Genomic DNA, 10,000 nt, shown 5'->3' with positions numbered 1-10,000 from the left:
GGCTGTTGTCGTTTGCCGGTTTCATGTCTTCGGCCCTCCAAGAAGCGCATGCGCCGTGACTCGTCAGCCGACGGCCGTAATCGAGTAGTGCGGTGTCCCGTCCCAAACAAGATCCCAAGACGCACCCGGCCGGACGTTCTGGATGGCGTGGGGCTCGAAGCAGACGAGGCAATTCCCGCCCGGCACAGGAGCCCGGACCGAGGGATAGATCAGGCCACGCGATCCAGCCCGGCGGAGATGTTGGGCCAGGCTTTGGCCCTCGGGATATCCGACAGCCGGGTCCGGATGCAGCGCGGGATGGCCCAGCTCGTCGGTCATGTCGTCGAAGACGCCGATGAAATCCGCAAGCAATTCCACATAGCGGGCGCTGTCATGGAAGCTGCCGGTAAAGCCGAGTTCGCGCGTGCGGTGCCAGGCCACTTCGCTGACGGACACCATCACATCCCATGCGCAATACCATGCGCCGCGCTCCTCGGTGTTGAAGCGGTTTCCCCCGGCGCGGGTGTAGGTGAAGGCGGCGTTGACGTGACTGTCGCCATAGATGCGCAGATCGCGGCTGCGGCGCTGCCAGGCCAGCTCGCGCGGGTCCAGATGCGGGTTGCGGCCACGTTCCGCCAGAAGACGGCCGCTGGTCAGGCCCTCGATCTCCGCCAGAATCTCCATCTCGTCATCGGTATCGACAAGACCGCGCAAAGATGGCGGCTTGTGGTAAGTGGCGGGCAGAAGACGGACGAGACCACGATCGGAAATCTCGGTCTGCTTCATGCCCCACCGCGCAGCGCATCGAGATAGGTCCGAACCGCGAGAATTTGCGGCAAGCCACCGTCGATGGCGGTGTCAATCGGACGGCTGCCCCCGAACAGCGGGCCGGTGTTCGGTCGGGTGAACCAGCTTCGCGCGAGCGGCTCGGAGAAGTAGAGTTCGAGCGACTTGTAAATGCCGATCACCGCACTGAGCCGCAGAAGCTGATCCTTGGTCAGTTCTCCCGCAAAGTCCGGCTTCTTGGCGCGCTTCCATGTGCTCTCCGACATATCGGCAAGGCCTGCCGCTTCCTTGAGGCTGAGACCCCAGGCATCAGCCACGCGCGCGTAGGCCTTCAACGCGACGGCGTTGATCTGTGCAGGTTCCCGGATTTTCTCAGCAGCGTACATGGCGTCCTCCATTGGCCTGAATATAGATCATATGACCTCCTTGTAAAGATCAAATGAACCGCCCGCGCTCTCACCCAAACCTGCGCCCGGCTTCGGTGAAGGTGTACTCGTTGACGATGATCCCCTCCTCTATGGCCTCGTCAGAAGTGAGATGGTCGTATTCCGCCTCAAGCTGGCGGTAGAGCCAGCGGGCAATATCACGCAGCGCGTCGGTCACGATCTCCTCCGCATCCGCGGTTGGCGGCTGCCAGGTCGGACTGTCGCGGGTGACGTCCACCGACATGGTGTATTCGTGGTAGTAGCGTCCGCGATGGCTGACCTCGGCGGCGAGCTTGTAGAAGTTGCGCCGCTGGATGGCCTGCAGCCGATCCGCGATGCCATGGAGCATTGCGTCCGTGGGCGCATAGTCCCGGATGCTCGCGGTAGCACCCTTGGCGTGTGACCAGTAACCTTCGAAGCAGGCGCCGTCGCCCTGGCTCCAGAAGCCGGAGAACCAGATACACGGCTTGGCCCGCGTGCCGCCGCCCATCAGCCGGACGGGAGAGGTCTTTAAGCGGACGCCGAGGATTTCGCAGATGCGTTGGAAATCCTCATAGACCGCGTCCCACCAATCGTCGTGAGGGCTAAGCTCGCGATACCAGCTGCGCGCCTTTTCCTTGGCCACATCCGAGAGTTCGGGGAATTGGTAGACGGTGGTGCAGATGATTTCAGGCATGTGCGTCCTCCCCGTTCAGCGCGGCGGAGAGCCAGTCTTGCGTGCTGGTCCAACCGATGGACTTGCGGGCACCGAGATCGATGACATGCGCGCCACCGCCGAAGGCATCGAGTCGGGGCCGGGAACAGGTCAGGGCGTACTGGAAGCCCCAAAGGCCGGTGAGGTCGAGTTCGTCTGCCAGGCGCAGCACGAAGCGGATGACGGCCTCGACATCGCCGTGGGCGTCATCATGGATCCAGAGGGTTCTGCCCTCGGGCGCGTCCTGGCGCACGAGGTCGAAGCCCGCGACCTCCGGGTCCTCGGCGTCCTGATCAGCTTCGCGCAAGCTCTGGAACAGCGCGAGCGCGCGGGTCGCCTTGTCGGGGGTGCCGACGTCGAGCAGGCACGAGAAATCGGTGAAGTAATCCGCCATGGGGACCTCCTGAAAGGGGAGAGCCCGGCCGAAAGGCCGGGCACTGGATGGAGTGAACGGGTGGTTGGCGCGATCAGGCGGAAGGCACTTCGCCTGCCGCCTGTCGCGCGGCATGCGCGCAGAGCATCTGCCGGTAGAAGCGCTTGCGCGCGGCCCGGAAGCCGCGCACGGCGCGCGTGTCGGGGTGGAGCGCCCGGACCGCAGCACGCAGGACCGCGTAGGGCGTGGCCGTCAAGGGCAGGCCGAGGCGCACATAGGCGGGGTCGGTCATCTCAGCTGACCTCGACTACGGTTGAGGCAAGATGTGGATCGACCGATGCCTCGATCCGCTCGGACCGGCCCATCCAGGGTTCGGGCCGGATTGCCTTGACCCAGTCGGCGAAGCTCGGAATGAACCCCAGATCCTCGCGGACATGCTGCTCGCCCACCCATCGTGTCGGGATCACGCGGCCCGTGGAGAGGGTAATCGTCGGCCCGAAGACGGTCTCGGAGAGCCAGATTCCAGCGGCATGGTGAAACAAGGCCCGGTGGCTAAAGTCGGCGGAATGGGCTTTTGAGGAGTCGATTATGTGGACAGCACGCCCGCGGCGGCGTTTTGCCATATGCTGGACGGTATGACCCCGGAATCTCTTGAGGCGCTGATGTTCAAACTGACAGGTTCCGTTAGCGGCGGCACAATTCTGGTGACAGATTTGGACGGTAATCCAGTCGAGCCGATCTGTCGATTTGCTGCCTACTTGCTGGCGAAAGCATATTCGCCCAACACCGCCCTCGCCTATGCGCGCGACCTCATTCATCTCTGGACCTTTCTCTCAACACAAGGAATTCATTGGACCTCCTTCTCCCCTGAACTCTCAGCCGCCTTCCTGGGGCACCTTCGGTCGGTGCCAGCCAATCGCAAGCGCCGGGACACTTCGATCAGACTTGTGGTGAGTGAGGGGGCGCCCGTTGCAAAAGGACTGTCGGCCGCCACGATCAATCGCGCCCTTGTGGCGGTCGACGCCTTCTATCGTTGGGCGATTTTCACCGGAGCGTTCAGCGTGGCAAACCCGATCGTGAAGAAACAAGATCAAACATCTTGGCGGGTGAGCGACAGGCACAGGCCGTTTCTGACTGGGATTTTACGGCAGAGGTCTGAGGTCAGAGAATTGCGCCTCAAGACCATGCAGCGGCTTCCAAGACCGATGAATCAGCAACAGGTCGAAGGCCTAATGGCCGCCACGCGCAATCTCCGCGATCGCAGCTTGGTATTGCTGATGCTGAACGGAGGCCTTCGCCCCGGAGAAGTCCTCGGCTTACATCTGGCCGATATCGGCTACGGGCGCCGCCGCATCTTCGTGCGCTGCCGCGATGATCATCCAAAGGGCGCACGATCGAAGTCCCGCGTCGAGCGCGTAGTCGATTTGCATGATGGCGAGACACTGGAAACCCTGAACGCATACGTCATGCACGAACGACCAAGTGATGCTGACGTTCCTTTCGTGTTCCTGGTCGGCGGCACAGGCGTAAACCGTCAAGAACCGCTGTCCTATTCTGCGCTGGCGCGACTTTTCGCTCGCGCATGTGAGCGCGCCGAGATCCGTGAGCCGTGGATGACCCCGCACGCCCTTCGCCACACCCATGCGACGCGCATGTGGGAGGCAGGGATGCGAGAACTGACATTACAGAAGCGATTGGGTCATGCCTCGCCGGAATCGACCAGAATTTACACAAGGGTATCCGACGCCGTAGTGGTCGCCGAGTATCGACACGCCTTGGGTCTGGACCGTCCTTCGCAAACAACGGACGGAGAGGCTCTGTGACCCATGTATCGCCAAAATCGGACGTCGACCGCCCTGTCATATTTGAGCACGCAGACGAAGCTGACTATGCGGCATTTCTGGCGCGCATCCCGATGGCTGACAGTTTTCGCCGCAAGCGGCTGATATACCGATCCACGTTTATTGAGAGTTGGCCGGATATCAGGGATTGGTTCGCTGCCCCCCTGCCCATCAGAATTGGCTGCCTAAATGGTGACAAGCAGGCCCACCCGACTTATCCGGTCAGCTTTCGGGCCCGCAGCTATCTTTATTACGCAGCCATGACCGACCGAATCCGGTTGGACTACGATTTCCTGTTCGCAGTCGGGAACATGCGTGTGGCGGAGACGATGGAGCCATTGAACGCCTATGAGGGGCTCGACGCATTGGTCGCGGACAGTGCGAAGATTGGCTATTCCGCAACCGGCGTGCAAGCAGCGCTCCGCGTGGTTTTGCCACGCCTTGCGATGAACACGGGTGTTCGCTCTTTCGGCGAACTTCGCCAGCATCACCTCGACGAAATGATCGCAGGTGTCGACGCCTTCGCCGCACGGCATGACACTCATATCTTCCGAAACGAGAAAGAAGACTTCCCGGCAGGCTTTCAGCGCAGCTGGCGGGTCAAAACCCGCATTCTGCAGCTGCTCCTCTTCCAAAACGGGAATGATGTCATCCGGCCTCAGATTATCCAAGACAAACGCAAGCCGATCGCTTCGCCGAGGCCAGACCTCCAGGAATGGGCAAACCGGTGGCTTGAGAGAAAGCGGGTCAGTCTTGCTCGCCCGACGGTAGATCACATGGCCGTTTCGATGAGGCATTTTGTGACTTACTTGTCTACCCGACAGCCCAGCATTTTGAACTTTGCTGATATCAATCCTGAGCTTTTCAACGATTACCTTCGCCACCTTCAGTTCGACATTGCACCACGCACAGGCGCGCCGCTGTCCATAAACGCTCGTCGAGCAAGGGCGGGCACTGTTGCCAAGTTCCTGTCTGATGGCGCGGCATGGGACTGGCCCAATTTTCCAACACGGCCGATTCTTGATCCGAACGATCTGCCGAAGTTGGCACACCGCGTGCCAAGGTTTATTCCAGAGGACCAGCTGTCGCGCCTTATGGCGCAGCTGCCGAGCCTCGAGTGTGAGTTTCAGAAGGCAGCGCTCCTGATCGCCCGCTGGTCTGGCGCTCGGCGGGGAGAGGTGATTCGGCTCCGCTTGGACTGCCTGGATCAGTATCCCGACGGGACCTTCCGACTGCGGATACCCGCTGGAAAGACTATGCGGGAACGCCTGGTGCCTTTGCATGACGACGCCGCAACGGCATTGCACGAAGTCATCCAGCGACGGCTCGAAGCCAACGACCGTCCGATCCGGGATGACAAGACTGGCGACTTGGTCCGCTATGTCTTCTTTCGCCGCAGCGGGCGGATGTCGGCAGACTATTTGCTACAATACCCCCTGAATCAGATGTGCAGACTCGCCGGGCTGGTCGATCAAGATGGAAAGCCGATAGTTACCAGCCATCGGTTTCGGCACACTGTGGGCACGCAACTTGCCGAACGAGGTGCCAAGTTGCACACGATCATGAGCGTCTTGGGGCATCAGACGCCGCACATGTCCATGGTCTACGCACGGATCAGCGACGCCGAAGTGCTGCGCGACTAACGCAGCGTTCTGGGACCCGGCGAAATGATTGCCGGACCGGGCGCAGAAGCGATCCGCGCAGGAAAGCTGTCATGCGCGGCGATCGACTGGCTTAAGTCGAACTTCATCAAGACCGAGCTCGAACTTGGCCATTGTCTACGCCTGCCGTCGGAGGGACCTTGCGAATGCGACCTGTATCTCAGCTGCGCCAAGTTCGTCACGACCAAAGCTTACGCTGGTCGGCTGCAAGAGCGGAGAAAACTCGAGTTAGTACTTGCTGAAGATGCGCGCGAGCGGGGATGGTCTAAAGAGGTCGAACGACATCAGAGCACAGCTTCGCGCATCGAACGTCTGTTGAAGGATCTGGGTGAAGAAGCCGACCCATAGCAGTGAGCGAACGACAAATAAGCTATGTTGACATCGGATTGCGTCGGCCAAACCGCGCGCTATAGCAAACTCATACCAGATGTCATGATCTTCGCACGGAAGCCCAGACCATCGCTACCCAGAAAGCTGTCCGAAACGTCATCGCGCCGACAGTGCGCGCCTCGAAGGCATCCCCCACAAAAACCCGCCAGCCGAACACGGCAAAGACCGTTGCGGTCGCGATCAGGATGGTCAGCGCCACGGGCAACGCAAGCCGATGCCCGATCATCAGAAGCCGGCCGCCAATGACATAGGCGAAGCCTGCGAGGAAGTTGAACCACAGGACGAAGGGCACGACGGCCCCCATGTCAACCGCGCCGAACAGGGCCGATCCACCCGAGATCAGCGTCAACAACCCAAAGGCGATGGCCGCAGCACCGGCGATGTGATGAGTTTTCATGTCTGCCCCTCCTTGCAGGCAAACAGGACCAATTGCACCTCCAGCAGGCGCATCCCCTCGGGTACGATGTCAAAGCTGCGCGAGCCAAGGCTCCACCTTATGGCGATGCCCTGAACAAGTGATGTCAGCAGCACGGCGGCATCCTTTGGTTGAACGCCCGCCCCCATCATTCCGGCTTCGGCCATGGCCTGTAGGTGTGCCACCAGATGCGCCTGGTACTGCATCAGAACCCCGCGAAACCGGTCGCGCAGGGCGGCATTATCCACATTCAATTCGCGGGAATGCAGGATGGCGGGGAGCGCGGGGGTTTCCGCGATCTGCTGCAACTGGGCGGCGATCAGCGCCCGCAGCCTTGTCATTGGACTTGCATTGCCGTCCATGGCCTGCTGCCAAGCAACTTCCAGCCGGTCCGCGATAGCGTCACCGACGGCCGTCCAGAGTTCCGCCTTTGTTGGGAAATGCCGGAATATCGCGGCTTGGGTGACGCCTACCTCTTGCGCGATGTCATTGGTCGTCAGCCGGTCAGGGCCGATACGGTCGGACAAGTCCAGAACGGCGGCAATGATTTCGGTCTTGCGATCCTCGGCTGATTTGCGACGCAACATGGGACACCTCTTGTAAGTAAGTAATCACTAACATAATCTGCCAAACAAGCAAGCTGATTCGCCAGACCGAAAGGACCGCCATGCCCAGCCCCAAGGGATACACCCGCCTGCAGATCGCCCTTCACTGGGGCGCAGCCCTGCTGATCGTGCAGCAATACCTGTTTAAAGATGCCATTGCAGCCGCGTGGGACGCTGCGGCAAAGGGGGTGGAAACCGCCTTTAATCCGCTGGTTCTGGCCCATGTCGCAGGCGGGGCGCTGGTCATGCTGTTTGCGCTGTGGCGGCTGTCGATCCGGGCGCGGCGCGGCGCGCCTGCCATGGTCGGTGACAGTGCCGCGCAGCGCGCCTTGGCAAAGGCCGCCCATGTCGGCCTTTACGCGCTGATGATCCTGATGCCGCTCAGCGGGTCGATGGCCTGGTTCGGCGGGGTCGATCTGGCGGCACAGGGCCATAACGTGCTGAAGATCGTGCTGCTGGCGCTGGTGGCGCTGCATGTTTTGGGTGCGCTCTATCATCAGTTTGTGCTGAAAGACGGCCTGATCAACCGCATGCGCCGGGCCGAGGGCTGAGCGATGCGCAGAACCTGGATCCTTGGCGCGGTTGCACTGGTTGGGCTGGCGGCGGCGGGCTGGTTTCTGACCGAACGGCCCCTGACTGTGACGGTTGTCGTCGCTGAAACCGGGGTGCCCTTGCGCCTTTACGGTCTAGGTTCCGTCGAGGCCCGGATCCTGTCGCGCGTCGGGTTCGAAGTTGGCGCGGCATTGGTGTCGGTGTCGGCAGATGCAGGGGATGCGGTCAAGGCCGGACAGGAACTGGCCGCCTTGCATCCGGCTGAGCAGATAGCGCGCGTTGCGCGGGCGCAAGCAGCGGTTGCGGCAAATGCCGCCGGTCAGGCCAAGGCCGATGCCGCAGTGGCGCGGGCGCAGGCAGTTCTGGCACAGCGCATTGCCGCGAACGATCGACAGAAGGAACTTGCGCGGCAGGACGTCGCCTCTATCCAGCGAGCCGAGGAGGCACAGCGCGACGAGGATGTGGCGCGGGCCGAACTGGCCTTGGCCGAAGCCGATCTGGCCGTGATCCGCGCGCAGGGCGCAGATGCGGCGGCCGCCTTGCAACTGGAACAAACCTTGCTCGCCCATCACCGGCTGGTCGCACCCTATGATGCGGTTGTCGTGGCTCGCCACGTCGAGCCGGGCACGGTGGTCAAGGCCGGTGATCCAATCTTCACCCTGATTGATCCGGCAACGATTTGGGTTCAGGCCTTTATCGACGAAGAACGCGCCGGCCAACTGGCGCTTGGACAAGAGGGTGTCATCCGCCTGCGGTCACAGCCTGCGGCAGAGTTCCACGGCACCGTCGCCCGGATCGGGCTGGAAAGTGACCGCGTTAACGAAGAGCGCCGCGTCTGGCTGACCTGTTCCGACTGCCCCGAAGCGATGTTCCTTGGCGAACAGGCCGAAGTACGCATCCTGACCGGCATACGCGACAACGCGCTGATGGTGCCCGAGGTGGCGATCACCGGCTTTGACGGCTTTCGCGGCATAGTCTGGCTGGTGCAGGATGGTCGGCTACGCCGCGCCGAGCTGACCTTTGGCGCACGCGACGACCGGGGCCGGGTCGAGGTGACAGGCGGCCTGCCCGAGGGCGCCGCGATTGTCGCCATGCCGCCGAAAGGTGCCGACGAAGGCAGACTGGCCCGGATCGGGGACGCGCCATGAATCTGGCGCTGAAAGACATCCGGCATGGCCTGTTCCGCTTTGTGCTGACCTGTTTCGGGTTGGGCCTGCTGATGACGGTCGTTCTGGCGATGATCGGCATCTACAATGGCCTTGTGGCCGATGCGTTGGCGGTGGTCGAGGCCCCCGCGGCGGACGTCTGGGTGGTCGAGGCGGGCACCAAGGGGCCTTTTGCCGAAGCCTCGTCCATTCCCGCCGACAGCCGCGACACCGTGGCCCGCATGCCCGGCGTGGCCGAAGCCGGGGCCATCAATTACCAGACCATCGAGGCCCCCTTCCTTGACCGCGCCTTGCGGCTTTATATCATCGGCTATGAAACCGGACGTCCGGGTGGCCCGCAGATCATCGCCGAAGGGCGCGGCATCGGCACCAGCCATTTCGAACTGGTGGCCGACCGCAAGACTGGCCTTGTGCTGGGTGATACCATCCGCCTTGGCCGCAACCGCTTTACCGTGGTCGGGCTCGTCGAAGGGGCGATGAACTCGGGCGGCGATCCGGCGGTTTACATGACGCTTGCCGATGCGATGGCGCTGCAAACGGAACTTGCTCCGGCAGATCAACGGGTGCAGGCCGCGCGCGGGGCGGGGGCGGTCAAGTCGGCCTCGGTCGCGGCAGTGATCGTGCGCGTGACGCCCGGCGCGGATGTCGATCTGCTGACCGCAACCTTGCGGCAATGGAAGCATCTGGCTGCCCTAAGCCAGACCGAACAGGAAAACATCCTGCTGGCCTCGGTTGTGGACAAGGCGCGCCGTCAGATCGGGCTGTTTCTGGGAATCCTCCTGGCGGTGTCGGCCGTGGTGATCGCGCTGATCATCTACACCATGACCATGGAAAAGCTGAAGCAGATCGCAACGCTAAAGCTGATCGGCGCCCCAGACCGCACCATCATCGGGCTGATCGTACAGCAATCGCTGATCCTTGGGACCGCAGGTTGGGGCATCGGTCTGGTTCTGATCCTGCTTGTCAAGGATGTCTTTCCGCGCCGCGTGGTGCTGGAACCGTTTAACGTGGCCGTTCTGGCCGGGATCATCGTCGTGGTCTGTCTGGCCGCCAGCGGTCTGGGCGTGCGCGCGGCCCTGAAGGTGGACCCCGCCACCGCGCTGGGAGGCTGAG

The 10,000-nt window shown here is 62.1% G+C and carries 13 protein-coding genes and 1 pseudogene; 6 read left to right on the top strand and 8 right to left on the bottom strand.

Translation table 11 applies throughout. The features are described from left to right. Nucleotides 1–63: 63 nt before the first annotated feature. The 6 genes and pseudogenes from AC4PTB_RS17520 to AC4PTB_RS17495 all read right to left on the bottom strand — a co-directional run. A complete protein-coding gene (locus AC4PTB_RS17520; protein ID WP_136904889.1) occupies nucleotides 64–765 on the bottom strand; it encodes an RES family NAD+ phosphorylase in 702 nt (233 codons plus the stop codon). After that, nucleotides 762–1,163 carry an MbcA/ParS/Xre antitoxin family protein gene (locus AC4PTB_RS17515; RefSeq protein ID WP_136904890.1) on the bottom strand — a complete coding sequence of 134 codons (402 nt, stop codon included), beginning with the start codon at nucleotides 1,161–1,163 and terminating at the stop codon, nucleotides 762–764. Before AC4PTB_RS17515 ends, AC4PTB_RS17520 begins: the two co-directional genes overlap by 4 nt. Nucleotides 1,164–1,221: 58 nt before the next feature. Beyond that, nucleotides 1,222–1,866 (bottom strand): DUF8835 domain-containing pootine, encoded by a 645-nt coding sequence (locus AC4PTB_RS17510; protein WP_136904891.1) that lies wholly within the window; start codon nucleotides 1,864–1,866, stop codon nucleotides 1,222–1,224. Further along, a complete protein-coding gene (locus AC4PTB_RS17505; RefSeq protein ID WP_136904892.1) occupies nucleotides 1,859–2,278 on the bottom strand; it encodes a hypothetical protein in 420 nt (139 codons plus the stop codon). Before AC4PTB_RS17505 ends, AC4PTB_RS17510 begins: the two co-directional genes overlap by 8 nt. Nucleotides 2,279–2,351: 73 nt before the next feature. Beyond that, nucleotides 2,352–2,549 (bottom strand): hypothetical protein, encoded by a 198-nt coding sequence (locus AC4PTB_RS17500; RefSeq protein ID WP_136904893.1) that lies wholly within the window; start codon nucleotides 2,547–2,549, stop codon nucleotides 2,352–2,354. A 1-nt stretch (nucleotide 2,550) separates the two neighbouring features. Beyond that, a pseudogene (locus AC4PTB_RS17495) lies at nucleotides 2,551–2,856 on the bottom strand (DUF6915 family protein); the annotation flags it as partial. On the opposite strand from AC4PTB_RS17495, the gene AC4PTB_RS17490 reads away from it, so the two are divergent. The 3 genes from AC4PTB_RS17490 to AC4PTB_RS17480 are packed head-to-tail and all read left to right on the top strand — an operon-like array spanning nucleotide 2,848 to nucleotide 6,107. Next, nucleotides 2,848–4,080, top strand: coding sequence for a tyrosine-type recombinase/integrase (locus AC4PTB_RS17490; RefSeq protein ID WP_249306231.1), 1,233 nt, complete (start codon nucleotides 2,848–2,850; stop codon nucleotides 4,078–4,080). The pseudogene AC4PTB_RS17495 and the gene AC4PTB_RS17490 overlap by 9 nt on opposite strands. Then, complete coding sequence (locus AC4PTB_RS17485; RefSeq protein ID WP_136904894.1) at nucleotides 4,077–5,741, top strand: tyrosine-type recombinase/integrase; 1,665 nt, start codon at nucleotides 4,077–4,079, stop codon at nucleotides 5,739–5,741. The genes AC4PTB_RS17490 and AC4PTB_RS17485 overlap by 4 nt, the downstream gene beginning before the upstream one ends. Before the next feature lie 24 nt (nucleotides 5,742–5,765). Beyond that, complete coding sequence (locus tag AC4PTB_RS17480; RefSeq protein ID WP_136904895.1) at nucleotides 5,766–6,107, top strand: hypothetical protein; 342 nt, start codon at nucleotides 5,766–5,768, stop codon at nucleotides 6,105–6,107. An 82-nt stretch (nucleotides 6,108–6,189) separates the two neighbouring features. Here AC4PTB_RS17480 and AC4PTB_RS17475 read toward each other — a convergent pair whose 3' ends face one another. Together AC4PTB_RS17475 and AC4PTB_RS17470 are read right to left on the bottom strand one after the other, a co-directional pair. Continuing rightward, nucleotides 6,190–6,546, bottom strand: coding sequence for a hypothetical protein (locus tag AC4PTB_RS17475; protein ID WP_136904896.1), 357 nt, complete (start codon nucleotides 6,544–6,546; stop codon nucleotides 6,190–6,192). After that, nucleotides 6,543–7,151, bottom strand: coding sequence for a TetR/AcrR family transcriptional regulator (locus AC4PTB_RS17470; RefSeq protein ID WP_136904897.1), 609 nt, complete (start codon nucleotides 7,149–7,151; stop codon nucleotides 6,543–6,545). Before AC4PTB_RS17470 ends, AC4PTB_RS17475 begins: the two co-directional genes overlap by 4 nt. 80 nt (nucleotides 7,152–7,231) lie before the next feature. Between AC4PTB_RS17470 and AC4PTB_RS17465 the strand changes: the two genes are divergently transcribed. From AC4PTB_RS17465 to AC4PTB_RS17455, 3 genes are read left to right on the top strand one after another with little or no spacing between them, the layout of a single operon-like run. Then, a complete protein-coding gene (locus AC4PTB_RS17465; protein WP_028030778.1) occupies nucleotides 7,232–7,720 on the top strand; it encodes a cytochrome b in 489 nt (162 codons plus the stop codon). 3 nt (nucleotides 7,721–7,723) lie between these two features. Next, nucleotides 7,724–8,869: an efflux RND transporter periplasmic adaptor subunit gene (locus AC4PTB_RS17460; RefSeq protein WP_028030779.1), complete on the top strand. Its 1,146-nt coding sequence runs from the start codon at nucleotides 7,724–7,726 to the stop codon at nucleotides 8,867–8,869. After that, nucleotides 8,866–9,999 (top strand): ABC transporter permease, encoded by a 1,134-nt coding sequence (locus AC4PTB_RS17455; RefSeq protein WP_028030780.1) that lies wholly within the window; start codon nucleotides 8,866–8,868, stop codon nucleotides 9,997–9,999. The genes AC4PTB_RS17460 and AC4PTB_RS17455 overlap by 4 nt, the downstream gene beginning before the upstream one ends. Nucleotide 10,000 lies beyond the last annotated feature (1 nt).

The organism is Rhodobacter sp. 4.3.4 (assembly GCF_058724655.1).
The sequence above is the reverse complement of the archived record's forward strand: the minus strand, read 5'-3'. Positions and strand labels throughout refer to the sequence as shown.

Coding starts and splice junctions, on each gene's coding strand:
- AC4PTB_RS17465 (WP_028030778.1), top strand. CDS start 7,232: ATGCCCAGCCCCAAGGGATACACCCGCCTGCAGATCGCCCTTCACTGG.
- AC4PTB_RS17500 (WP_136904893.1), bottom strand. CDS start 2,549: ATGACCGACCCCGCCTATGTGCGCCTCGGCCTGCCCTTGACGGCCACG.
- AC4PTB_RS17515 (WP_136904890.1), bottom strand. CDS start 1,163: ATGGAGGACGCCATGTACGCTGCTGAGAAAATCCGGGAACCTGCACAG.
- AC4PTB_RS17470 (WP_136904897.1), bottom strand. CDS start 7,151: ATGTTGCGTCGCAAATCAGCCGAGGATCGCAAGACCGAAATCATTGCC.
- AC4PTB_RS17505 (WP_136904892.1), bottom strand. CDS start 2,278: ATGGCGGATTACTTCACCGATTTCTCGTGCCTGCTCGACGTCGGCACC.
- AC4PTB_RS17480 (WP_136904895.1), top strand. CDS start 5,766: ATGATTGCCGGACCGGGCGCAGAAGCGATCCGCGCAGGAAAGCTGTCA.
- AC4PTB_RS17520 (WP_136904889.1), bottom strand. CDS start 765: ATGAAGCAGACCGAGATTTCCGATCGTGGTCTCGTCCGTCTTCTGCCC.
- AC4PTB_RS17475 (WP_136904896.1), bottom strand. CDS start 6,546: ATGAAAACTCATCACATCGCCGGTGCTGCGGCCATCGCCTTTGGGTTG.
- AC4PTB_RS17510 (WP_136904891.1), bottom strand. CDS start 1,866: ATGCCTGAAATCATCTGCACCACCGTCTACCAATTCCCCGAACTCTCG.
- AC4PTB_RS17455 (WP_028030780.1), top strand. CDS start 8,866: ATGAATCTGGCGCTGAAAGACATCCGGCATGGCCTGTTCCGCTTTGTG.
- AC4PTB_RS17460 (WP_028030779.1), top strand. CDS start 7,724: ATGCGCAGAACCTGGATCCTTGGCGCGGTTGCACTGGTTGGGCTGGCG.